Source organism: Aeribacillus sp. FSL K6-8394, assembly GCF_038008865.1.
Taxonomy (GTDB): Bacteria; Bacillota; Bacilli; order Bacillales; family Aeribacillaceae; genus Aeribacillus; species Aeribacillus composti.
In genome coordinates, this window is record NZ_JBBPAA010000002.1 from 287,565 (window position 1) to 311,028 (window position 23,464).

General features: G+C 40.1%; 20 protein-coding genes and 2 other annotated features. Of the genes, 14 read left to right on the forward strand and 6 right to left on the reverse strand.

The genetic code is table 11. From position 1 onward, the window contains the following. Positions 1–10: 10 nt before the first annotated feature. Positions 11–655, reverse strand: a complete 645-nt coding sequence (locus tag NSR00_RS13830) for an SDR family oxidoreductase (RefSeq protein WP_340789477.1) — start codon at positions 653–655, stop codon at positions 11–13. A 394-nt stretch (positions 656–1,049) separates the two neighbouring features. After that, positions 1,050–2,276 carry an IS110 family transposase gene (locus tag NSR00_RS13835; protein ID WP_044897903.1) on the reverse strand — a complete coding sequence of 409 codons (1,227 nt, stop codon included), beginning with the start codon at positions 2,274–2,276 and terminating at the stop codon, positions 1,050–1,052. Between the two features lie 192 nt (positions 2,277–2,468). Between NSR00_RS13835 and NSR00_RS13840 the strand changes: the two genes are divergently transcribed. Next, positions 2,469–3,683 carry a CynX/NimT family MFS transporter gene (locus tag NSR00_RS13840; protein ID WP_445659585.1) on the forward strand — a complete coding sequence of 405 codons (1,215 nt, stop codon included), beginning with the start codon at positions 2,469–2,471 and terminating at the stop codon, positions 3,681–3,683. Positions 3,684–3,833: 150 nt separating this feature from the next. On the opposite strand, the gene NSR00_RS13845 is transcribed toward NSR00_RS13840, so the two are convergent. Together NSR00_RS13845 and NSR00_RS13850 are read right to left on the reverse strand one after the other, a co-directional pair. Then, positions 3,834–4,505 (reverse strand): ABC transporter ATP-binding protein, encoded by a 672-nt coding sequence (locus NSR00_RS13845; RefSeq protein ID WP_063388210.1) that lies wholly within the window; start codon positions 4,503–4,505, stop codon positions 3,834–3,836. Positions 4,506–4,522: 17 nt separating this feature from the next. Further along, positions 4,523–5,959, reverse strand: a complete 1,437-nt coding sequence (locus NSR00_RS13850; protein WP_063388211.1) for an ABC transporter permease — start codon at positions 5,957–5,959, stop codon at positions 4,523–4,525. A gap of 175 nt (positions 5,960–6,134) precedes the next feature. Here NSR00_RS13850 and NSR00_RS13855 point away from each other — a divergent pair, with 175 nt between their 5' ends. The 6 genes from NSR00_RS13855 to NSR00_RS13880 all read left to right on the forward strand — a co-directional run bounded on the left by NSR00_RS13855 (position 6,135) and on the right by NSR00_RS13880 (position 13,016). Continuing rightward, on the forward strand, positions 6,135–6,833 hold the full coding sequence (locus NSR00_RS13855) for a response regulator transcription factor (RefSeq protein ID WP_063388212.1): 699 nt from the start codon (positions 6,135–6,137) through the stop codon (positions 6,831–6,833). Continuing rightward, positions 6,823–8,232 carry a sensor histidine kinase gene (locus tag NSR00_RS13860; protein ID WP_063388213.1) on the forward strand — a complete coding sequence of 470 codons (1,410 nt, stop codon included), beginning with the start codon at positions 6,823–6,825 and terminating at the stop codon, positions 8,230–8,232. Before NSR00_RS13855 ends, NSR00_RS13860 begins: the two co-directional genes overlap by 11 nt. Before the next feature lie 29 nt (positions 8,233–8,261). Beyond that, positions 8,262–9,125: a VOC family protein gene (locus NSR00_RS13865; protein ID WP_340789478.1), complete on the forward strand. Its 864-nt coding sequence runs from the start codon at positions 8,262–8,264 to the stop codon at positions 9,123–9,125. Positions 9,126–9,248: 123 nt separating this feature from the next. Further along, positions 9,249–10,445, forward strand: a complete 1,197-nt coding sequence (locus NSR00_RS13870) for a Ger(x)C family spore germination protein (RefSeq protein ID WP_130158686.1) — start codon at positions 9,249–9,251, stop codon at positions 10,443–10,445. A 26-nt stretch (positions 10,446–10,471) separates the two neighbouring features. Further along, positions 10,472–11,608, forward strand: coding sequence for a GerAB/ArcD/ProY family transporter (locus NSR00_RS13875; protein ID WP_153028100.1), 1,137 nt, complete (start codon positions 10,472–10,474; stop codon positions 11,606–11,608). Then, on the forward strand, positions 11,601–13,016 hold the full coding sequence (locus NSR00_RS13880) for an FMN-binding glutamate synthase family protein (RefSeq protein WP_340789479.1): 1,416 nt from the start codon (positions 11,601–11,603) through the stop codon (positions 13,014–13,016). Before NSR00_RS13875 ends, NSR00_RS13880 begins: the two co-directional genes overlap by 8 nt. A 6-nt stretch (positions 13,017–13,022) precedes the next feature. On the opposite strand, the gene NSR00_RS13885 is transcribed toward NSR00_RS13880, so the two are convergent. Further along, entirely contained in the window at positions 13,023–13,502 is a 480-nt protein-coding gene (locus tag NSR00_RS13885) for a ferritin family protein (protein ID WP_066247086.1), read from the reverse strand. A gap of 188 nt (positions 13,503–13,690) precedes the next feature. Continuing rightward, positions 13,691–13,940 (forward strand) — a binding site (T-box leader). Between the two features lie 54 nt (positions 13,941–13,994). Then, positions 13,995–14,247: a binding site (T-box leader), on the forward strand. Between the two features lie 184 nt (positions 14,248–14,431). Between NSR00_RS13885 and NSR00_RS13890 the strand changes: the two genes are divergently transcribed. Both NSR00_RS13890 and NSR00_RS13895 read left to right on the forward strand, forming a co-directional pair. Next, entirely contained in the window at positions 14,432–15,502 is a 1,071-nt protein-coding gene (locus NSR00_RS13890) for a branched-chain amino acid aminotransferase (protein WP_063388219.1), read from the forward strand. A 140-nt stretch (positions 15,503–15,642) separates the two neighbouring features. Continuing rightward, on the forward strand, positions 15,643–16,437 hold the full coding sequence (locus NSR00_RS13895; protein ID WP_327873207.1) for an HAD family hydrolase: 795 nt from the start codon (positions 15,643–15,645) through the stop codon (positions 16,435–16,437). Positions 16,438–16,660: 223 nt separating this feature from the next. Here NSR00_RS13895 and NSR00_RS13900 read toward each other — a convergent pair whose 3' ends face one another. Then, positions 16,661–16,981 (reverse strand): thioredoxin family protein, encoded by a 321-nt coding sequence (locus NSR00_RS13900; RefSeq protein ID WP_063388220.1) that lies wholly within the window; start codon positions 16,979–16,981, stop codon positions 16,661–16,663. A 160-nt stretch (positions 16,982–17,141) separates the two neighbouring features. Here NSR00_RS13900 and NSR00_RS13905 point away from each other — a divergent pair, with 160 nt between their 5' ends. From NSR00_RS13905 to NSR00_RS13925, 5 genes are all read left to right on the forward strand, one after another. Beyond that, complete coding sequence (locus NSR00_RS13905; RefSeq protein ID WP_066247084.1) at positions 17,142–18,239, forward strand: D-alanine--D-alanine ligase; 1,098 nt, start codon at positions 17,142–17,144, stop codon at positions 18,237–18,239. A 56-nt stretch (positions 18,240–18,295) separates the two neighbouring features. Then, positions 18,296–19,660, forward strand: a complete 1,365-nt coding sequence (locus NSR00_RS13910) for a UDP-N-acetylmuramoyl-tripeptide--D-alanyl-D-alanine ligase (RefSeq protein WP_340789480.1) — start codon at positions 18,296–18,298, stop codon at positions 19,658–19,660. 316 nt (positions 19,661–19,976) lie between these two features. Then, on the forward strand, positions 19,977–21,356 hold the full coding sequence (locus NSR00_RS13915) for a DEAD/DEAH box helicase (RefSeq protein ID WP_063388241.1): 1,380 nt from the start codon (positions 19,977–19,979) through the stop codon (positions 21,354–21,356). Between the two features lie 136 nt (positions 21,357–21,492). Then, a complete protein-coding gene (locus NSR00_RS13920) occupies positions 21,493–21,972 on the forward strand; it encodes a PH domain-containing protein (RefSeq protein WP_063388223.1) in 480 nt (159 codons plus the stop codon). After that, complete coding sequence (locus NSR00_RS13925) at positions 21,965–23,389, forward strand: PH domain-containing protein (protein ID WP_340789481.1); 1,425 nt, start codon at positions 21,965–21,967, stop codon at positions 23,387–23,389. The genes NSR00_RS13920 and NSR00_RS13925 overlap by 8 nt, the downstream gene beginning before the upstream one ends. Positions 23,390–23,464 lie beyond the last annotated feature (75 nt).

The window sequence follows — 23,464 nt, forward strand, 5'->3', positions numbered from 1 at the left end:
TCTTCGTATATTAAAAATTTTTTAATGCTTCGCGAATCGGGGTGTTTCCTGAGACTAGGTCAAATGAGCGGCGAAAAGTGTTTTTCTCCGTTATTGATGCAAAAATAACCGAAGCCACATCTTCTCTTGGAATGGCGGCTCTTTCAAGATTTTCGGCAATTTTTATTTTTCCGGTTCCTTTCTCGTCCAACAGCGCCCCCGGCCGGACAATTGTATAGTTTAAACGGCTTTGGACAAGGAAACGGTCGGCATAATGCTTGGCAACATAATAATGTTTAATCTTTTCGTTCCAATTTTGTCTATTATGGGCTTGCAGAGCGCTGACCATTATAAACCGTTGAACGCCTGTCTTTTCTGCTGCTTCAATTGTTTTTACGGCACCGTCTAGATCTACTAAAAGAGTTTTATCTGCACCTGTATGTCCGCCTGAACCTGCGGTAAAGACGATCCCTTCCGCACTTTTGATCGCCTCGGCAATCTGATCGACTGTGCCTTCCAAATCAGCTAAAACCGTCTTGACTCCGATCGAGTCAAAATATTCTTTTTGGTTTTCGTTGCGGATCATTGCTTTCACTGTGTGCTCGTTGCTTTCTTTTAATAACTGAACAAGAATTTTTCCGATTTTTCCATTGGCGCCAACTACAACAATTTCCATAAACGGACTCTCCTTTCAAACATCGTTTATTAACATTATTCCAGAAGCTGGCTGTTTTCTCAAATGATCGATACATGGTATGTGGTTGATTTTCCCATCGATGGGGATTAGTATATTAATAATTGACTTTTAAGATGTTCAAGGGGGGTGTGCTGGCATATCAAGATATCGATGGGTATGAGGTATATTAATAATTGACTTTTAAGATGTTCAAGGGGGTAAAGGAGGGGTGAGTATGGAACGCTATACGGTAAGGGCAGAAAAAGAAATTTCTATCCCGAAAATTTAAGTCCATGAAAAAAGCACAAAAAATCCAGGGGGTGTTAACACCAGCAGATTGGTATTTGCTGGAATAAGTCATGTTTATGCACCTGATGGTTACTGTTTCGGTTAACTACGCTGTTTGATTTGACGGCTCTACCATGACCTTAAACCCTAGTGTTTCCAACTTCCGAATCGCTTGTCTGGCGACTTGATGGCGCTTGCGTTCTTCGTAGTAATGTGGACCAAGTTCGATGTAAGTCTGCTTCTTTTTGAGGAGATGGTAGACAATAGTCAGGATGCTATGAGCGACCGCAACCGCTGCACGATTGGCCCCCCGGCGTGCAGCAATACGGTGGTACTGGCTGGATAGATAGGTGTGTTTGGACCTAGCAGCGGCACGGGCGGCTTCCACCAGGGTGCTACGAAGCTTCTGGTTTCCCTTGCGGGTTTTCCCTGACTTTCGTTTTCCGGCACTTTCGTTATTCCCTGGGGCGACTCCTGCCCATGAACACAAGTGAGCTGCCGAAGGAAACTGTGTCATGTCAGGGCCAATCTCAGCCAAAATATGCTCCGCTGTGCGCCGACCAACGCCGGGGATCGTATCTAACCGCTCCAGGTCATCTTCAAAAGGGCGCATCCGCTCCTTGATTTCAGCATCCAGTTCTTCAATCAAGGCATCTAAGTGATCAATATGCTCAAGCTGGGTTTTAAGCATCAGGCGTTGATGAGGGCCGATGAGGCCCTTCAGGGCCTTTTTCAACTCCTCTTTCTTCCGTTTGAGACGGCGCTGAGCCAGTTCGGATAGCACATCGGGGTCAGTTTCACCATTAATTAAAGCCTCGATCATGGCTCGACCCGATTTGCCCAGCACATTGGTCGCCACCGAGGAGAGTTTGATGTTAGCCCCTTCCAGTACCTTCTGGATGCGGTTGATTTCGCGAGCCCGCTCTTCAATCAGGCTGCGACGATAACGGATGAGTTCCCTCAACTCCCGTTGCTGGCGGTCAGGGATGTAACTACCTTGTAGCAATCCATGGCGTAAGAGTCCAGCGATCCACTCGGCATCCTTTACATCTGTTTTGCGACCAGGCACATTTTTGATATGTTTGGCATTGACCACTAAAATCTTGATGTCTTCCATCTCCAACAGGTTATAAATTGGCTTCCAGTAGGAACCTGTACTTTCCATGGCCACGTGAGTGACGCCATGCGCCTTGATCCAGTCTACAAGCATAAGCAAGTCTTCAGTCATGGTAGAAAACGTGCGGATCTCTTGATGATCCGGAGTAATAATACAAGCGACGACGTTCTTCTTATGAACGTCTAATCCACAAACATGAGTATGGATAATGTCCATGTTCGTTCCCCCATGCCTAACATGTAATAAACACAGGCTGGCGGTGCAACGACCATACACGTCATTCTATCCCGCGTGCTTCCCCAGGGAGCAACAGTCTGTGGTGCACCAGGTCGTCGGGGTCTGTCTAATTAACGGGCTCATGGCACCAAGGTAAGACGACCTCGCTGGCCAGCCTAAGATTAAGTATACATGGACGAACTATTTTCATCATCTGCTGGTGCCGCTTTTGCGGCATGGGGGTCTATTAAAAAAATGCTCTTGATAGTTGGAATCATCTTTGCTGCTTTTAATTTGCGTCCTGCTATTACTTCGGTCGGACCGCTCATCGGTTATATTCGTGAAGATCTCGGAATCTCCAACGGGGTTGCGGGTTTACTAACGACTATCCCGTTAATCGTTTTTGCGGTTCTTTCGCCATTAGCTCCGAAATTTGCAAGCCGATATGGAAATGAAACGGCGATTTTTGCTGGGTTAGTCGTGCTTCTTGCAGGAATGATTATTCGAACATTCGGAGCGATGATCGGTCTGCTTTTAGGAACTGTATTGATTGGAGTAGGCATTGCCATTGGAAATGTGCTTCTTCCGGGTATTGTAAAAGAACGGTTCCCGGATAAAATCGGACTGATGACAAGCGTTTATTCAACAGCTATGGGTATGCTTGCAGGGATCGCTTCCGGTTTAGCAATTCCGTTGTCGGAAGGATTAAAATTTGGATGGAAAAATGCCTTATTATTTTGGGCAATTTTAGCAATTGTGGCGATATGTTTATGGTTTCCATTAATTAGTGGAAAACAGAGATCCGCGAAACCGCCAATTGAACATATTTCAAATGGTTTTTTGCTCCGGTCGCCGCTGGCATGGCAAGTCACATTTTTTATGGGTCTTCAATCGTTCTTATTTTATAGTATGGTTGCATGGCTTCCTGAAATTTTGCAGGCGGACGGATTAAGTGCTTCAACAGCTGGTTGGATGCTGTTTCTTGTGCAAATTGCTGGCTTGCCGGCAACATTTGTCGCTCCGGCACTGTCGGACAAATATGCAGATCAAAGGCGAATTGTAGCGGTTTTAGGAGCTATTTATTTAGCAGGTCTCGTTGGATTATTGTATGGCGGGCCTCTTTTACTGATTGTCTTTTGGATTATTTTAATCGGTATTGGACAAGGGGCAAGCATTGGGCTCGTATTAGCGCTATTTGGTTTAAGAACAAGAAGCTCCGAGCAAGCTTCCGCTTTATCGGGAATGGCGCAATCAATTGGTTATTTGCTTGCTGCTTTTGGGCCCATTTTAATTGGCGTTTTGTATGACAAAACTCATTCGTGGGTGGCGCCCATTTTATTGTTTATTGCTGTCTGTGTTTTGATGATCATTGCTGGTTTGAATGCCGGACGAAATAAGTATGTGTAAAAAGAAACTAAATAAAAAGCCGGGGCAGTTCAAAGTCGTTTTTCCGACTTATTGACTGCCCCTTTTAATGTTTTAGAAACGTTGATATATCGGTGTTTATGATTGTTTGTTTTCAATGGGGATTTGACTTTTTGGACAACCCCAAGCTTTTTATTGTATTTGGAAGGTTCCATTTGATAAATGAATGTTCACATCGGCGATGGATGCAATTGTTAAATCGTGCGTCACCATGATGACGCATTTTCCCTCTTGATGTGCTAAATCTTGAAAAATGCGGACGATTTCTTTAGATGTTTGCTCATCCAAGTTTCCTGTTGGTTCATCCGCGACAATTAACTGCGATTCGCAGCAAAGAGCGCGGGCAATGGAAACTCTTTGCTGTTGTCCTCCGCTTAGTGTCAGTACTTTTTGCTTTGCTTGGTCCTGCGAAATCCCCATTTGTTCTAATGTTTTTAGTGCAATTTGTTTATATGGCTTTTTAGAGGATTTCGTTATTTCCATTGCCGCAACGACGTTTTGCAATGCTGTCATATAAGGAAGCAGGTTGTATGATTGAAAGACGATTGAGACGTATTGATTGCGAAATTTGGAATAGCCGATTTTTTTTAAATCCTTGCCCTCGTATAAAATAGCCCCTTCTTTTGGAGAATCAAGAGCACCGGCAAGAGCTAAAAATGTGGATTTTCCCGCACCGCTTGGACCAGTAATTGTGTAAAATGTACCTTTTTCAAAATCAATATTGATCTTTTTTAAGATTTCTACTTTTTTTTGATCTCTGCTATACCAATAGCTAACATCTTGAAATTTCAACAATGCACTCATTTGATCCCCTTCTTTTCTTAGTCTTGTTTAGTTAAAATCACCTTCGGATGCAGCCGCAAAACGGACAGCGATGGAATAAATGATGATAAAACGGCAATTAACATTCCGATAGACGACAGCATGCCTAAATCTTTCGGTGTTATTGCGATTTCTAAGTCATCAATTGTTTCCACGTTAGCTGCTTGCCCTCTCATTCCTACACTGCCTCCCATTCCTGGTCGAAAGGATGGAGGTGTATTCATCTGCTCTTGCTGGGCCAGCTCTTGCGCTAATAATTGATCGCTGATCTTGCCGGCCACCACATTTCCGCATGCGCTTGAAATTCCGATGGCGAGAACGGCTACAATCAATATTTCTGCGACAAATTGACCGATGAGCTTCCATCTTTTCTCCCCAAGAGAAAGAAGAACACCCATCTCGTATTTCCGTTCGCGGATTGACAGCATGACAATCAGTCCAAGAATGACAGCCCCTGAAATCGTCACTAAGTAAACGACATTTTTTGAAAATGACGCGACATTGTTGATTGGTCCGACCATTTGATTGTATAGCTGATCATTTGCATCAAGCTTGAATGTATCGAAGTCTATGCTCGAATTTTTCTTCGCTTTTTGAATAAACGAGTCTATTTCCGCGGGATCTTTCATGTAATAAACAGCGCGGTCAATGGTATTTTCATAGTCTTCACCTTTCAGTGTGTTCGCGACAGTATATGGAACGTACAATTTGTTGTAAGGGTTCATAAAAGAAAAATTCATTCCTTGATCTTGTTCGTTTGTGGTTGTCTCATAAATGCCAATGATTTTTAATTCAATCGTTTTTTCCTCTTCATTGGCACCTTTTACCGTAATCGTATCACCGACAGTTAAGTCGTTTTCATCCGCCAATGTTTTTTCGATGACCACAACATTTTTTCCTAATGATTGATCGGTAATATGTTCACCTTCTACCAATGTAGAATCTCCGTTCATAAATTCTTCGACAGCATCAGTAAAAACGACGCCTTGCAGACTGACATCAGATTGAAACATTGGATTTCCATTTTCCCCAAAGGGACCTCTGTTTTCTGTTTCCTCATCCGAATCACTTGTGTCTTCATTTTCAATTGGATCAAAGTCTTCAGCAATTCCGTTTGTCGACGAATATAAGTTATAACCTTTTACTTCTGAGTATGTAGATAATTCTTCTGCCGATTTTACCGGAATGGGTTCAAGCTGAAACCTCGTCCGTTCACCTTCCGATTGCTGCTGATTCCGCATTTTTTCCATATCCATCTGCAAGGTCACTTCTCCTCCCAGCTTTTCCTTCGCTAAATCACTGGCTTTCTTTGCTGCACTTTCGATCGCCAGACCGGAAAGGACAAGTAAGCAAATGATGGTGAAAATAAACAGTTGTAAAAGGCTCTTTCCTTTTCTAGCCCATACGCTTAACAACGACCTTTTAAAAAAATTCATCTAATCTTACCTCCTTCGTGATTGTCAACGATAAGCATATTGGAAACATATGAACAATTTATGAAAAATCTATGTTCGAAAGTTTAATTTTTTAAAAGAGAAGTTGAAGTAGTTGCTTCCCTTTCTTTACTCGTTTATCTTGAAAATAAGAGTTGTTTTAGCGGGAGGAAGAGAAATGAAAATTTTAGTGATCGAAGATAATGAAAGCGTCTGTTCGATGCTAAATATGTTTTTTATAAAGGAAGGGATTGAAGGGGAATTTGTCCATGATGGACTTGAAGGCTACCAATCCGCTAAGAGTGGCAATTGGGACTTGCTCATCATCGATTGGATGCTTCCCGGAATGGATGGAGTCACGCTTTGCAGAAAATTAAGAGAAGAAGAACACTCCGTTCCGATCATCATGCTGACCGCTAAAGACAGTGAATCCGATCAAGTGATCGGACTTGAAATGGGAGCCGATGATTATGTCACGAAACCGTTTAGCCCGATTGCACTAATGGCGAGAATAAAGGCAGTGGCGAGAAGATATAACAAGCAAGAACCTCGTCAAAAAAACATTGTGACAACCAAACACTTTAAAGTGGACAAAGATGCAAGAGAAGCGTATTTTAAAGGACAATCGATTAATAACCTAACTCCAAAAGAGTTTGACCTCCTTTATCATTTTCTCACACATCCGCGCCAAGTATTTACGAGAGAGCAGTTGCTGGAAAGTATATGGGGGTATCAATTTTACGGGGATGAAAGAACGGTTGATGTCCACATGAAAAGGCTGAGAAAGAAGCTCGGGCCTGAAGCGCAAAACTTCCTTCACACGGTTTGGGGGGTGGGATATAAATTCGACGAATCGGTGAAGCACGATGAAACTTAAATATATGTATCAGCTGCTTATTAGCCATATAGGAGTTTTAGTCATTGCATTCTTGATTTTGAGCTTTTCCTTTGCAAAATATGTTGAAAACTATGTTTATCAAAATAAAGTAGAAGAATTGATTGCCTACGGCCAAAACATTTTACATGATTATAGCCGCGATAATTGGGGCGGAAACCGGATTTTGGATCAATACCGGCAGGTGCTGAGGACACGAAATATTATGTTCAGTGTGTTTAATCAACAAGGCGAAATTTTTTATCCGGAAGCTGGCTTTTTCCCGCGGTTCACAATGTCAGAAAAAGAATGGGAGAGTTTGGAGGATGGCAAAATTGTCGTGGTCAAGCAAGATTTAAAACGGTTTGATCAGGCGGTATCCTTCGTTTCTTTGCCATTCATCGTGAACGGGGAGCTGATGGGAGGAGTTCTCCTAGTTTCGCCGATAAGCGGTTCAAGAGAGACCATCAGCGACATTAATCAGTTTTTATTTTATACAATTTTAATTTCGTTGACGGTTTCATTTTTGCTAAGCGGTCTTTTATCGAAGCTGCATGTTCGGAGAATTCAGAGGATTCGTGAAGCAACGTCAATGGTGTCATCTGGAAACTATGACGTCCAGGTGAATGCCTCCAAAATCGATGAAATTGGTGAGCTGGCAAGCGACTTTAATGAAATGGTAAAAAAGCTTAAAGCTTCTCAGGAGGAAATAAGCAGGCTTGAAAAAAGAAGGAGACAGTTTATTGCAGATGTTTCTCATGAGTTGAAAACTCCTCTTACAACGATCAGCGGTGTCATTGAAGGATTAAAAAGCGATATGATTCCTGAAGAAGAAAAAGAAAGAGGCATTCAATTAGTAAGCCAAGAGGCAAAAAGGCTGATTCGGCTAGTTAATGAAAATTTGGACTATGAAAAAATTCGGTCGAATCAAGTAAAGCTAAATATAGAACCTATACAGTTAATTGATGTGTTTGAAATTGTGAAGGAACAGCTTCTTTCACAAGCGGAGGAGAAAAATAACATTATGATCATTGAAGCGGATGAAAATGAAATCATTTATGCTGATTATGATCGCCTCATTCAAATTTTGATCAATATTGTTAAAAATAGCATTCAGTTTACACAAAACGGAAAAATATTTTTGCGGGGGAAACCTGGATATAAGGAAACAATCATTGAAATCGAAGATACCGGGATCGGAATGGACGAAAAAGAAATTGAAAACATTTGGCAGAGATTTTACAAAGCAGATCTGTCAAGAACAAACAATAAATACGGGGAATTCGGGTTAGGACTCTCAATTGTGAAGCAGTTAGTGCTCCTGCATCAAGGAGAAATCAACGTGACAAGTAAAAAAGGCAAAGGAACGAAATTTGAGATTAAACTGCCTGTCAAAAGCTAAAGAATCTTGTAGAAGGGATTGGATAATACATGGAGCTTGCATTTCATCGTTCGCCCAATAAATATATCGGGGGAGTATCGATCAAAGTGGAGGATCTTAAGAGATCTATTGCGTTTTACCACAATTTATTGGGTTTTAAAATATTAGAGCAAAAGGAAAATAAAGTCGTTTTTTCTGCTGATGGAAAGAAACCGATATTGATTGTCGAACAACCGGATAATGTCATAAGAAAACAAGTCCGGACGACAGGGTTATATCATTTTGCCATTTTATTGCCGGAAAGGAAAGATTTAGCTAATGCCCTTTATCATCTCATTCAAATGAACTATCCGCTGCAGGGTGCTTCCGATCATTTGGTCAGTGAAGCGGTCTATTTGGCAGACCCGGATGGAAACGGCATTGAAATTTATGCTGATCGAAAGTCGGCGAATTGGGAATGGAATCAAAATCAAGTTGTGATGGACACGATTCCGTTAGATATAAACGATTTATTTTCTGAAAGAGATCCAGAGGACTGGCAAGGGATGCCTGAAGCAACCATTATTGGTCATGTTCATTTGCATGTTGCCTATTTAGATGAAGCAGAACAATTTTATTGTAAAGGCCTCGGTTTTCAAATGACATCAAAATATGGATCTCATGCATTATTTATTTCTAGCGGCAAATACCATCACCATATTGCGTTAAATACTTGGAATGGTATAGGGGCTCCAAAGCCTCCTGAGAATAGTGTCGGGCTTAAATGGTTCACAATCATTTTGCCGAATAAGGAAGAAAAAGATCAGGTGATCAAGAGATTAAAAGAAATAAATGCACGTATAACTGAAAAAGATGGAAAAATATACACGATCGATCCTTCCGGAAATCAAATTGAAATAACGACAGCTCATTAAAAATCGATCATGAACATGGACGCATTGGCGTCTTTTTTTTGTGCAAATTTTTCTTGCATTAAGAATAAAAAAACGAAAAATGCAAATATTAACAAGAAATAAAAATGCTGGAGTTAAGCAAAAATGAAATTCAAAAAGATGCTTTTATTTGCTGTTGTTTTGTTGTTGTTATCCGGCTGCTGGAACCGAAGAGAATTAAACACGATTGCCATTCAAGTGGGTTTAGGGATCGATAAAGAAGGAGACCAGTATGTGGTGACCTCGCAAATAGTAAACCCTAGTCAAATTGCCATGCTGATGAGTAAAGGGGATAAAACTCCTGTTATGACTTATCAAGAGAAAGGTCACACCATCATTGAAGCTATACGGCGAATGACCACTGCTGTTCCAAGGAGAATTTACTCGTCTCATTTGCGGATTTTAGTAATCGGTGAGGAATTAGCAAAAGAGGGAATTGGGGAGGTGCTTGATCTTTTGTCACGTGATCATGAAATGAGAACAGATTTTTATATAACTGTTGCAAAGGATGCCAAGGCAGGGGATATTTTAAAAGTTTTAACAGCGTTAGAAGATATCCCGGCGAACCAGCTTTTTAATTCTCTTGAATTATCAGATAAGCAATGGGCGCCGACAATATCTGTAACTCTTGATCAATTGTTATCGGATTTAAGCAGCGAAGGGATCGAAGTGAAACTGACAGGAATATCAGTAGAAGGCAATCAGCAAGTCGGTGAAACGAAAGCCAATTATGAACAAATTGACCCTGAAGCAAAATTAAAATTTAAAGGAATCGCTTTGTTTCACCAAGACCGATTAATAGGCTGGCTGGATGAACAACAGAGCAGAGGACTTCATTATATTATCGGCAAAGTACATCGGACGATCGAAGAAATTTCATGCAAGAATGACGGAAAGATAAGCATTGACATTTTTTCTGCAAAAAGCCAGCTAAAAACAAAAATGCATAAAGGCAATCCCGTTGGTGAAGTTCATATAGAGGCTCAAGGAAATGTAGCGGATGTACAATGCAAGCATCTCACAATAACAAATACAAAAACGATAAGAAAGATAGAAAAAAAGACGGAAGAAGAAATAAAACAAGAAGTTGAAAAAGTTCTTTCGAATGTTCAGCAAGATTACCGAGTCGATGCTTTCGGTTTTGGAAAAGCGTTGTATCGGGACGATTATAAAAATTGGAAAAAAATAAAAAAACATTGGAAGGAAACGTTCACTGAACTTCCAATAAAAACTACTGTTGATGTCAAAATACGAAGAACAGGCACGATCAACAATCCTCCGCTTAACAAGCTGGAGGATTGAGAGCAGGGAAATGGAAGGAATTTTATATGGAAAAAGCAAAAATCGATGGGTTACAGATGTTTTCATTTATGTTTTTGTTTCAATTTGGAAGTCTGATTGTCACAGGGCTAGGATTGGAAGTAAAGCAAAATAATTGGATCGCCGTGTTAGTTGTTTCCGGAATTAACATTCTCCTTATTTTAATGATTTACGGTCCAATTTATAATCGTTTTCCAAACCTAACCTTGACAGGAATATTTTTGGAAAACACAGGGAAAATTGTTGGTACAGTGCTTTCAATCATATATAATTTTTATTTTATCTTAATCGCCGGCTTTATATTGCGGGATACTGGGGATAACATCATTAAATATCTTTTGCCTGAAACGCCTCTTGAAGTTGTTTTATTGATTGGAGTTTTACTTATTTCTTATTCATGCTTTTTAGGAATTGAAGTGTTCGCAAGAGTTGCCCAGCTGCTTTTCTTTATCATGATCACTCTAGGGATAATGGGAAATTTTTTAGTGTTTGCCTCCGGAATTGTTGATCCAATACATCTTTTGCCAATTTTAGAAGATGGCTTATTTCCTTTAATCAAAGCGGTGTTTCCGTCTATCATTTCTTATAGCGAAATGGTTGTCTTTTTCATGATACTTCCATACTTAAACAAACCTCAGAACGGTGTGCGAATTGGAACGTTATCGGTTTTATTCAGCGGTTTGGCCGTCTCATGGACTTTTGCATTAACTATTGCAGTGCTTGGGGTGTACGGAACGGAATTAGCCGATCTCCCTTTGCTTGATACAGCCCAAAAAATCAATGTCGGCGACTTTTTTCAGAGAATGGATCCGATTGTCATTTTAACTTTATTTATCGGCCTTTTCATAAAATTAAATATTTTTTTTTATGCAGGAGTTGTAGGAATGGCGGAGCTGTTTAAAAAACAAAAGCACCAGCCTTTTATACTGCCTGCAGCGATTATGATTTTTGTCATTGCAATTGTAAGTGCGGAAAATGAGATCGAGAAAAAAGAACTTTTAAAGGAAAAACTTCCATTGTTCATTGAGCTGCCGATTTTAATTATTATTCCTTGTATATTGCTGGTGATCATAGCCATTCGCGGCAAACGGCAAAAAAGAAAGCATCTACAACCTTATTCAAAAGGATCGATGAAGGATGAATGAATTTTTGGTAATAGGCGCATTATTATTAAGTCCCTTGCTGACATATGTGATCGTGTTATTAACTATTCGCCCTCTTATTAAAAGAGCTACTTCATCGTTTACAAAAATTCTCATGGGTGATCCCTATATGGAAAATGTATGGGAAATGGTCAGTGCCTTTACGCGGATAAGTCCAAGGATTGTCGTTGAGAACAGCTTGAGGGCTGCAGAAGGGAAAATTATTGACCGCCCGTTTGGTAGCCCGCGAAAATTTCTTAATTTTGACGGGCTCGTCTTTTCACCCGCTCAACTTGCAATTTTTCCTGCAAAAGAGGATGCAAAAGTGGAAATGAAAACGGTTATTGGTCCCTTGGCCAAAAAACCTCTCACAATTGATATGCCTGTTTTGCTTGGCGGGATGGCATACGGTCTTGGCGTAAGCGAACAAGTTCGAATTGCCCAAGCCTGGGGAACGGCCGTTGTCGGAACAGCCTGTAACATTGGTGAAGGGGGATTTTTGCAAGAGGAACGTGAACGGGCAAAGCATTTGATCGTTCAATACCACACTGCGAATTGGGGGAAAAATGCAGATGTATTAAAACAGGCAGATGCTGTGGAAATCCATATTGGACAAGGAGCTTCAGCTGCTGTCCCGGCAAGAATTTCACCTGAATTTTTGCAAGGAAAAGCCCGTGATATATTAGGTTTAAAACCGGATGAGACCGCAGTTATTCCAAGAAGATTCAATGAATGGAACAGTCCGAAAGATTTAAGAAAGGTTGTAAAAGAATTAAAACAACTCACTGGAGGAGTCCCGATCGGAATCAAAATTTGTGCAAGCAACAGGCTTGAAGAAGATATTGAATACGGACTTTTGGCAGGTGTGGATTTTATTTCGATTGATGGCGGTCAGGCAGGTACAAAAGGATCGGCGCCGATCATACAAGATGATTTCGGATTGCCGACGATTTATGCATTGACTAGGGCTGTCCACTATATAACAAAAAGAGAAATGAAAGGAAAAGTGAGCTTATTGATTGGCGGCGGAATCAATACACCCGGGGATGCATTGAAGGCTTTGGCGCTTGGAGCAGACGCTGTTTATATAGGAACTGCTGCTTTATGGGCAATGACGCATACACAGGTCGTAAAAACAATACCATTTGAGCCACCGACGGTATTGGCCTTTTATAGCGGAAGAATGGCGGATCAATTTAATAAAGAGGAGGCAGCATATTATTTATCTAATTTTTTAACGTCATTTTCGGAAGAAATACAGGTCGCTGTCAAAGGTTTAGGGAAAACAAATGTTCATGATGTGAACAAAAGTGATCTTGTCGCACTTGATGAAACAACAAGTAAAATTACAAAAGTCCCTTTAGCATTTGACCCAAATGAGACCGCTCATATGACTGGAAGCAAAAATTGATTTCGACTATTTCTTGTTTAGTACGTGGCTAAATCTTAACGCATGTTCAATTTCATCAGTCATGGCTCTAAAAAAAGCATCTCGAATCATTGGATCTTGTGTAGATAAATAATTATCGCGGTATGTCTCATATGCTTCCAATTCTTGTTCATAAGCGATCCGCAGACCTTCTTGGAAATTTCGGAATCGAGTTATTTTTGTTTGATAAACCGGTTTTTTTCCTGTTAATGTTTGATAAAGCTGCGTGAATGTTCGTAAATGTATTTTTTCGTCTTCTAGCGCATGTTCAATTGCCTGTCTCTGTTCAGAAGTTTCCGCCGCCTTTGCCAATCTTGTGTAAAAATCAATAGCACTTGCTTCAGAAGAAATTCCGTTTAAGATAGCCTTCAGTATATTGTCAATGGAGCTGTTGTTTCTATTTTGTCTAATGAAGCTGTGGTCGTAAACTGGATAATAGTAGTTTACATAATGTGTATTAGCATACATGCAAATATCCCACCTTTCATTTTTCTTATGTCAGTTTATTCAGATATAGAGAAAAAGTGATGAATTGGGTGAAATCGAGACGTGTCGGAAACAAATTTTTGTTAAAAACTAAATTCTTATTGACTTAAAACGAAAGAGGTTATATAATCATTTTCAAAATTATTTACTAAATAAATTATTTTCAGATAAGAAAAGCAAAGAAAAGGAGCAGTAAAAGAGGCCGGTGGCGCATAGAGAGCTGACCCGCAGGCTGAAAGGTCAGTCGTTCACCACTCTTTGAAGGTCACCTTGGAGCTTTGTTTTAGAAATAGCGCAAGCTAAAGTATAAAGCAACGGTTCTTCCGTTATCAAGAAAAGTCATGTACGTGACTTGCTGAGTCTGTATTTCGCGAGGAATACAGAAAAGTTGAGTGGTACCGCGAAAAACTCGCCTCAACAATCCAATATTTCTTTTTGGATTGGGGCGAGTTTTTATTTTGATAATTTCATATGAAAAAGGTGAGGAAAAGGAGCAGTAGAAGAGAGCGATGACGTATTAGAGAGCTGACCCATAGGCTGAAAGGCCAGCCGTTATCTCTCTTTGAAGATCGCCTTGGAGCCTTGTTTTAGAAATGGCTTTTTGCCAAAGTATAAAACAACGGATCTTCCGTTACGAAGAAAGTCATCTATGTGTGACTTGCTGAGTCTGTATTCTGTGAGGAATACAGAGAAGCTGGGTGGTACCGCGAAGCATCTCGCCCCAGCAATCAACCGATGTTTTATGCGTTGGTGATTGCTGGGGCATGTTTTTTTAATTGGCTATTTCGCCATGCTGCCCGCTAAAAGAAAAGCCTGATTTAGCCAATCAGCATTCAATAAAAATTGGCAACCAAATAGGTCTAGTCAGCAGCGCACAATAAAATTAAAATAATGAGAAAGGATGGATGAACATGAATCAAGTTATTGAATTTATTAAATCGGACCGGTTAAAAGAAAAGCCTGATCTTGAATCGTTAGGATTTGGAAAACATTTTACAGACCATATGTTTATATTGGATTATAATAAGGTGCAAGGGTGGCATTCCCCTCGTATAGTGCCGTTTGAACCGTTGGTGCTCTCGCCGTCAGCAATGGTATTTCATTACGGGCAAGCAATTTTTGAAGGGCTGAAAGCTTATAAAACGAATGACGGCCGCACATTGTTATTCAGACCGGATAAAAATATAGAGCGATTGAACCGCTCTTGCGAACGAATGTGTATTCCGCCCATTGACCCTGATCTAGTATTGGAAGCCATTGTGCGGCTTGTTGAAGTGGAAAGAGATTGGATTCCAAATAAAGAAGGCACTTCTTTATATATCAGACCGTTCATCATTGCAACGGAACCATATTTAGGAGTTAGACCAGCAAGCGAATACAAGTTTATGATTATCCTGTCGCCAGTTGGAGCTTACTATTCAGGCCGTCAGCTCGTTCCTGTAAAAATTTATGTTGAAGATGAATATGTTCGCGCTGTACCGGGAGGAGTTGGTCATGTTAAAACTTCCGGAAACTATGCAGCTAGCTTATACGCCCAAAAAAAAGCGGAGGAATTAGGATACGATCAGGTGCTCTGGCTCGATGGAAAAGAAAATAAATATGTTGAAGAAGTTGGAAGCATGAACATTTTCTTCAAAATCAACGGTGAAGTGTACACGCCAAAATTAAACGGAAGCATTTTGAGCGGTATAACAAGAGACTCCGTTATCCAGCTAGTGAAAGATTGGGGAGTACCGGTGCATGAAGAACGCATTTCAATAGAAGATATCTTCAATGCCTACAAAAACGGGGAATTGGAAGAAGTTTTCGGAACAGGAACAGCAGCGGTAATTTCGCCGGTCGGAGAGCTGAAATGGAATGAGCATAAAATGCTATTGAATAATTCAGAAACAGGCGAGTTTTCTAAAAAGCTTTATGAAACGATCACGAACATTCAATACGGAAAAGCGGAAGACAAGTTCGGCTGGACGAAAGAGGTATAATTCAATTTATATTGATTTCAAATAAAATATATTAAGGTGCCATCCATCTTTATTTGCTTTCGAATCAGAAATATTGGCAGTGACAAAAAATTGTTTTTAGGTAAGAATGGAACAGAAAATGGAGAGGAGATAGATGATTGATTAAAGCTGTTTTTTTTGACTTAGATGATACACTTCTTTGGGATGAAAAAAGCGTCAGCGACACATTCCAATATGTTTGCACCACAGCAGAAGAACAATACGGGGTTGATTCAAAACAGCTTGAGGAAGCGGTTCGTCAAGAAGCGAGAAAATTGTATGAATCTTATGAAACATATCCATTTACAAAAATGATTGGCATCAATCCGTTTGAAGGCCTTTGGGCGAATTTTAGCGAAATCGTGCACGAACAGTTTGGGAAGCTTAATCAATTGGCGCCTGTTTACAGAAAAGATGCTTGGACGAACGGTTTGAAGGCGGTCGGTATAGATGATGCTGAATTCGGGGAAAAGCTGGCTGAGCTTTTTCATGCAGAACGGCGCAAAAGACCGCTCGTATATGAAGATACATTTGAAGTATTAGAACGGCTGAAACAAAACTATCGTTTGCTTCTTTTAACCAACGGGGATCCAAGCCTGCAAAAAGAAAAGATTGCTAGTGTTTCTGCTCTCTCATCGTATTTTGAGCATATTGTCATTTCAGGTGAGTTCGGCAAAGGTAAGCCTGATCCGTCAATTTTTGAACACGCACTAAACTTAATGGGTGTTCAAAGCAATGAAGTGGTAATGGTTGGAGACAAACTGAGCACTGACATACTTGGGGCATCACGGACAAATATCCGGTCTGTTTGGATTAATCGAAAGCAGTTGGAGCTTAGCGGAGAAGTCACTCCAGACTATGAAATCAGCCAATTAAGAGATTTATTGACGGTTTTAGAGGATTTAAAAAAGGAATAGAAATATTTTGATAGGAAAAGAATGAGGCTGGACTGGATGAAAAAACATCCGAAGTCCAGTTTTTTTAGATTCGTGCTTTTTATGAAAGGGCTGTCTTAGAAAATCAAATCGCCATTGAAAACAAAAAATCATAAACACCGATATATCAACGTTTCTAAAACATTAATGGGGGCGTCTATAAGCCGTAAAAACGACTTATTAGACACCCCCAGCGGCTTTTTCTTTATTTAAGATGCGAGCCTAAAAATTCTTTCACTTCCTCAGGTGTTTTTGCGTATGCGCTGTGCAGATGAGCGATTTTTTCGTTGTTTTTAAAAATTAAAATGCTTGGAATTCCCATTACTTGATATTTTTCAGCTAGGTCGGGGAATTGATCTTTATTGATCTCATACCATTCATATTGACCGTATTCTTCTAAAATGTCGCCGATAAACATGTCCATTCTTTTGCAATCAGGGCACCAATCGGCAAAAAACTTGATGATGGTTTCTTGATTGCTCTGAATCACTTGTTCAAACTGTTCTGCTGTCTCTATTGGCTTCATTGGATAACCCCTCCTTCCTTCGTATTTATTTTAATTCATGGTAAAGAAGAAGTGAATTTTTTTCTCCCGCAAATAAATTGTTCGGCAATGATAACAAAAACAACCTATATAATGATAAAATAAAACAGATGATTTTTTTCAAAACGGGAGGAAAAAATAAATGGCAATCAAACTGGCGCTTGTATATGGGGGCAAATCTGCCGAGCATCAAGTATCATTACAAACAGCTCGGGCAGTAATAAACGCTCTCGATAAAAATAAATTTGACATATATCCAATTTACATTACGGAGCAAGGGCAATGGGTAAAAGGAAAGCAATTGAACGGTCCAGTTGAAAGAGTAGAAGACTTGAAGTTTCTAGCGGGAAATTCCGAAGCTGGAGAAAAAGGTGAACATTTGCCGGTACCTTTCAGTCAAGAGCTATTTAACGCTCCAGGAAGCGCTGATCCAGTCCATGTCGTATTTCCGCTATTGCATGGACCGAATGGTGAAGATGGAACGATACAAGGAATGCTGGAATTGCTGAATATACCTTATGTTGGGAATGGAGTTTTGGCTTCAGCAGCAGGAATGGATAAAATCATTATGAAAAATTTATTTGCCCAAGCAGGACTCGCTCAGGCAAAGTACGTTTGGTTTACGAACAAAGACTGGGAAAAAGATAAAGAGAAGGTTTTTCAAAAAGTCGAGGAGCAGCTCGGGTATCCTTGCTTTGTAAAGCCAGCCAACCTCGGCTCAAGCGTAGGTATCAGCAAGGCAAAAGATCGGCAATCGCTCATTCAATCTATTGAAGAAGCGTTTCTGTATGATCGGAAGCTGATTATTGAAGAAAGTATTGATGGAAGGGAAGTTGAAATCGGAGTAATTGGAAATGACGAACCGATCTGCTCTGTTGTTGGGGAAATTGCTCCGAAAAAAGAGTTTTACGATTATAAAGCGAAATATGAAGACGGAGATACGGAGCTCATTATTCCAGCTGACATAACGGAAGAGCAATATGAACAAATCAAGAAAATGGCGCTGAAAGCATTTAAAGCTATCGATGGTTCTGGACTTGTTCGGGCAGACTTTTTCTTGAGAAAAGACGGAACACCGTTGATCAATGAAGTGAACACAATGCCTGGATTTACGCCGTTTAGCATGTTCCCTCTTTTATGGAAGCACAGCGGCATCGATTATCCGGCGTTGATTGAAAAATTGGTTCAGCTTGGAATCGAGCGATATGAACTAAAACAGAGAATCAAGTATACTATTTAAAGATCGTTCTTAGGGCGGCTGTGTAAAGCCGCCTTTTGAAAGGAGAACAAAAAAGCATGATAAAACGGCAATTATCAGCAATTAAGCAGATGGCAAACAACGCAGAATTAAAAGAGGAATTTGAGAAGATTACCATCGAAGGAGTAACGACTGATTCAAGGAATGTCCGTAAAGGAAACTTATTTGTACCCATTATTGGCGAAAAGTTTAATGGACATGACTTTGTCGAGAAAGCGTTCGAAAATGGTGCTCATGCCTCCTTATGGTCTAGATCAGTCCCGAATCCGCCGCAAGACAAACCATTGATCATTGTCGACGACACCTTGGCAGCATTGCAGCAGATTGCTTCTCACTATTTGTTGGCAGTAAACCCAAAAGTAGTAGGGATTACAGGCTCTAATGGCAAAACAACGACAAAAGATATGATCGCATCGGTTGTGGGCACTCGGTATCGCGTGCATAAAACGAAAGGGAATTTCAATAACCATATCGGTCTGCCTTTAACAATATTAGATATGCCTGAAGATACAGAGGTGGCTGTATTAGAAATGGGCATGAACGCTAAGGGAGAAATTGAATTATTATCATCAATTGCACGTCCTGATATAGCCGTCATTACCAATATCGGCGATGCTCATTTACAAGATTTAGGCTCTCGTGAAGGGATTGCGGAAGCAAAGCTTGAAATTATAAAGGGTTTAAAAGAGAATGGAACGCTCATTTATCATGGTGATGAGCCTTTGTTAAAAAAAGACTATTCATGTCAAACCGTAACGTTTGGAGAAAAGAAAAACAATAATCTTTTTCCGACATCAATGGAGCTGTTGGGTGAAGGAACACGGTTTCGCGCCAATATAGCTGAACAGCCTTTTTTTATCCCTGTTTTAGGCCGTCACAATGTTTTAAACGCATTGGCAGCGATCGCTGTTGGAGAACTGCTAAAGATCGGACTGGATCGTATTGAAAAAGGGCTTCGCGATTTGAAAATAACAAACATGAGACTTGAATTGATTCAAACGAAGAACGGTCTGTCCATCATAAATGATGCATATAACGCGAATCCTACAGCGATGAAAGCAGCCATTGATCTAGTCCATGGTCTAAAAGGATATTCGCAAAAAATTCTTGTCTTAGGGGATATGCTGGAGCTTGGCGAAAGAGAAGTTGAACTTCATCAAGAAGTAGGAATGATGCTGTCTGATCAAGAAATTGATCACCTCTTTACATTTGGAAAACTCGGAAAAGAAATTGCCGTTGGTGCAAAGAAAGTTATAGATGAAAGAAAAATTCATGTGTTTTTTGACAAAGATGAACTAATTCATGAATTAAAGAAAGCTGCAGGCTCAAAAGATCTTGTGTTAGTGAAAGCGTCCAGAGGAATGAAGCTGGAAGATGTTGTTCATGCATTAATGAAAGAATAAAATAAAACATCATTTTGCTTGTGCTTTTGTTTTTATGCTTTTTTAGCTATAGTGCGGTAAGTTGAAATAGATTGATGGAAATGGTATGATAACACCTGCGGTGAATGGATAAAAATCCCTATGCGTACTTTCCAGCAAAAATCGGAGTTTACACTGATTCTCACGACTATGATAAGCTTACAGTTTCTAGAAAATACGCACAAGAGCCTTTTTATCCAGCAGCGCTTAATAAAAGTCTTAAAGGAGTTTGGAAAAATTGACAAATTTGTTTCACCAGTTCGGGTTGAGTCCGGAGCTGTTAAAATCAATAAAAAGAATGGGCTTCGAAGAAGCGACTCCCATTCAAATGCAGGCGATCCCTTTAGGCTTGAACAATAAAGACATCATTGGACAAGCGCAAACAGGGACAGGAAAAACAGCAGCTTTTGGCATCCCTTTAGTAGAAAAAATTAATGTTCATGATTCAGCTGTTCAAGCGATTGTGATAGCCCCAACACGGGAACTTGCTATACAAGTATCAGAAGAGTTATATAAAATCGGCTATGATAAACGGACAAGAGTATTGCCGATTTACGGAGGCCAGGACATTTCCAGGCAGATTCGGGCTTTGAAGAAGCCTCCCCACATCATTGTTGGAACACCTGGAAGGTTATTGGATCACATACGGCGCAATACGCTGCGGCTTGATTCTGTGCACACTGTCGTTTTAGATGAAGCGGATGAAATGCTCAACATGGGGTTTATTGATGATATTGAGCACATTCTTTCAAATATTCCTAGGGAGCGTCAAACCCTTCTATTTTCTGCGACAATGCCTGGTCCAATTAAATCAATTGCAGAACGCTTTATGAAAAATCCGACTCATGTCCGTGTAAAAGCGAAAGAAGTAACGGTTCCAAATGTGCAGCAATATTATTTAGAAGTGCCTGAAAAACAAAAATTTGACGTTTTGACAAGACTTCTTGATCTGCAATCACCGGAGCTTGCGATTGTGTTTGGCAGGACAAAGCGCCGAGTGGACGAACTTTCTGAAGCATTAAATGTCCGCGGCTATTCAGCAGAAGGAATTCATGGCGATTTAAGCCAAGCGAAACGCTTATCTGTTTTGAACAAATTTAAAAATGGAGCCATTGATGTACTTGTTGCAACAGACGTAGCAGCCAGAGGGCTTGATATATCTGGTATCACCCATATATATAATTTTGATGTACCTCAAGACCCTGAAAGCTATGTGCATAGAATTGGAAGAACAGGACGGGCTGGGAAGTCAGGAAAAGCGATGACGTTTATAACCGCAAGGGAACGCGGTATTTTGGAAACCATTGAGCATACAACAAAAAGAAAAATGGATCGAATGCGTCCTCCTACTTTAGATGAAGCACTAGTAGGAAAACAAAAAATGACGGTCGAAAAAATTTGCTCTGTAGTGGAAACTGAAAATTTAGATCAGTATAAAAATTTTGCTGCGGAGCTATTGGAAAAATATGATTCCGTCCCATTGCTTGCAGCAGCTATTAAAATGTTAACGAAGGAGCCGGATACGACACCTGTAAAATTGACGGAGGAACCTCCTCTCCCTATGAAGAAAGAAAAAAGCAGAAATAAACGAAAGCTTGATTTAAAAAACAAACGGGTTGGACGGAAACGCTCCTTTCATTCAGCAAGATCGACAAAAGGATCGGCTAGCCCAAAATAATTGGAATGAAAAAGAATAATCAGACATGGAAAAAGAGGCATTCCAAAACTTGGAGCTGCCTCCTTTTTATATATTTGAAACTTTTTGCCTAAATGAAACGTAATTTTTTACAGAAGGAGACAAGGGAGGGAAAAACTTGCGGCGCGAACCACAAAATCGCATTAGTCCTAAAGCTGTTACTGTATGGAAGATCACTGCGGCTATTTGGAGCATCGTTGAGTTGCTGGTGATCATAGGCATATCTTTATTGATATTTTTTTTCAACTGGCCGAAATGGATTATTCCTATATTGGCAATTATTTGGTTGGTGTCTTCTATTTGTTCCATTTTCATTTTTCCAAATATTCGGTTGAAAATATGGCGATATGAAGTTCATGAGAATGAACTGGATTTGCAGCATGGATTGTTTACAGTTACCCGTGTGCTTGTTCCAATGGTGAGAGTTCAGCATGTAGATACCTCACAAGGGCCGATTTTAAGAAAATATAACTTGGCGACTGTAACTATTTCCACTGCAGCAACGGTTCACGAGATTCCTGCCCTGGAAATGGAAGAAGCGGATCAGCTTCGCGATTATATCTCGAAATTGGCACGGGAGGCGAAGGATGATGTATGATCAGAAAAGATTGCATCCCGTAGCTGTTTTAGTGAAAATTGCGAAGGCGATTAAAGAAATTATAATAACGAATATTTTCTTGTTTGTCACAAACATAGGAAACATCCGGTCGTTTTTATTGATCGGAACGATTCTAGCACTTGTACTCACGATCATTTCCAGTGTGTTAAATTGGTTGAAATTTACTTATCGCATTGAAGAAAATGAATTTCGTGTTGAGCAGGGCGTTTTTTTAAAAAAAAATCGATATATACCGATTGAAAGAATTCAATCCATAAATGTAACCGCCGGTTTCATCCAGCGCCTCTTCGGTGTAGTGAAGCTTGAAATCGAAACAGCGGGCGGCATGGGCGAAGCAGAGGTTGAACTTAGCGCCATACGGAAAGAAGAGGCAGAACAGATTCGGACAATCATCAAGGAGCAAAAAAGACAAATAGCACAAGGAGAAGCAGAGCAAGACAAACTGGAAGAAGGAAGGGTTCTTTACAAAATAAGCTTTAACGAACTGCTTATTACTGCAGCAACTTCAAGCGGCTTAGGGGTTGCTCTGTCAATCGTAGCCTTTTTAAGCCAATTTGATGAAATTATTCCGTACGAAAAAATATTTGACAAGCTGGAATGGATTGTCCATGCAAGTGTGACGATGATTGTCATCTTATGTTTGATTGGTTTGATCATTGCGTGGATTATAAGCTTTATCGGGGTTTTACTCCAGTACGGAGATTTTACAGTTCGAGAAGAAGCCGGACAGATTATTATTTCAAGTGGCATTTTTGAAAAAAAACAGATTTCTATACCAATAGATCGTATTCAAGCAATTAAAGTAACAGAAAATTGGCTGCGCCAACCTTTTGGATATGCAACTGTACATATTGAATCGGCGGGAGGCGGAAGTGACAAGGATGTCGAGACCATTTTGTTTCCGTTAATTCGGAAGAAACAAGTTAAAGAAAAGGTTGAAAGCTTTTTTCATTTGACGATAAACGAGACACTGCACCCGGTTCCGCGGCGTGCGCTGTCCAGATTTTTGCTCCGTATGCTGATTTTATCACTTCTCATAGCCGTCCCTTTATGCTTGTTTTTTAAACCATGGGGCTACTTATCACTTATTCTCATTCCTTTTGCACTGGTGCTCGGATATTTTCAATATAAAGATACAGGTTGGTATTTAAATGGAAAAGAATTGACGCTGTCTTTCCGCGTGTTGAATAAGACAACCGTCTTTTTCGAAAAAAAGCGGATTCAATCATTGGAATTGAAACAATCCTATTTTCAGAGACAAAAAGATCTGACTTCTGTTCAGTGCAGTATTATTTCCAAGTCTACTGGAAGCTTTTTTGCTGTTAAAAACCTCGAGGAAAAGGACGGAATGGAAATTTATAAATGGTTTTCAAGAAGAAGTGAAGGACAAGTTTAGAAGCTCCCATCTCTCATGTGGATGGGAGTGATTTAAATTTTTACAACACATATAAAATAGCCGCAAGTATAAAAA

Excerpts from the sequence above, each read along its gene's own strand:
- NSR00_RS13875 (WP_153028100.1), top strand. The coding sequence starts at position 10,472 with ATGGAAAAAGCAAAAATCGATGGGTTACAGATGTTTTCATTTATGTTT.
- NSR00_RS13870 (WP_130158686.1), top strand. The coding sequence starts at position 9,249 with ATGAAATTCAAAAAGATGCTTTTATTTGCTGTTGTTTTGTTGTTGTTA.
- NSR00_RS13885 (WP_066247086.1), bottom strand. The coding sequence starts at position 13,502 with ATGTATGCTAATACACATTATGTAAACTACTATTATCCAGTTTACGAC.
- NSR00_RS13900 (WP_063388220.1), bottom strand. The coding sequence starts at position 16,981 with ATGAAGCCAATAGAGACAGCAGAACAGTTTGAACAAGTGATTCAGAGC.
- NSR00_RS13910 (WP_340789480.1), top strand. The coding sequence starts at position 18,296 with ATGATAAAACGGCAATTATCAGCAATTAAGCAGATGGCAAACAACGCA.
- NSR00_RS13830 (WP_340789477.1), bottom strand. The coding sequence starts at position 655 with ATGGAAATTGTTGTAGTTGGCGCCAATGGAAAAATCGGAAAAATTCTT.
- NSR00_RS13890 (WP_063388219.1), top strand. The coding sequence starts at position 14,432 with ATGAATCAAGTTATTGAATTTATTAAATCGGACCGGTTAAAAGAAAAG.
- NSR00_RS13915 (WP_063388241.1), top strand. The coding sequence starts at position 19,977 with ATGGGCTTCGAAGAAGCGACTCCCATTCAAATGCAGGCGATCCCTTTA.
- NSR00_RS13925 (WP_340789481.1), top strand. The coding sequence starts at position 21,965 with ATGTATGATCAGAAAAGATTGCATCCCGTAGCTGTTTTAGTGAAAATT.
- NSR00_RS13845 (WP_063388210.1), bottom strand. The coding sequence starts at position 4,505 with ATGAGTGCATTGTTGAAATTTCAAGATGTTAGCTATTGGTATAGCAGA.
- NSR00_RS13905 (WP_066247084.1), top strand. The coding sequence starts at position 17,142 with ATGGCAATCAAACTGGCGCTTGTATATGGGGGCAAATCTGCCGAGCAT.
- NSR00_RS13880 (WP_340789479.1), top strand. The coding sequence starts at position 11,601 with ATGAATGAATTTTTGGTAATAGGCGCATTATTATTAAGTCCCTTGCTG.
- NSR00_RS13835 (WP_044897903.1), bottom strand. The coding sequence starts at position 2,276 with ATGGACATTATCCATACTCATGTTTGTGGATTAGACGTTCATAAGAAG.
- NSR00_RS13855 (WP_063388212.1), top strand. The coding sequence starts at position 6,135 with ATGAAAATTTTAGTGATCGAAGATAATGAAAGCGTCTGTTCGATGCTA.
- NSR00_RS13850 (WP_063388211.1), bottom strand. The coding sequence starts at position 5,959 with ATGAATTTTTTTAAAAGGTCGTTGTTAAGCGTATGGGCTAGAAAAGGA.
- NSR00_RS13865 (WP_340789478.1), top strand. The coding sequence starts at position 8,262 with ATGGAGCTTGCATTTCATCGTTCGCCCAATAAATATATCGGGGGAGTA.
- NSR00_RS13860 (WP_063388213.1), top strand. The coding sequence starts at position 6,823 with ATGAAACTTAAATATATGTATCAGCTGCTTATTAGCCATATAGGAGTT.
- NSR00_RS13840 (WP_445659585.1), top strand. The coding sequence starts at position 2,469 with ATGGACGAACTATTTTCATCATCTGCTGGTGCCGCTTTTGCGGCATGG.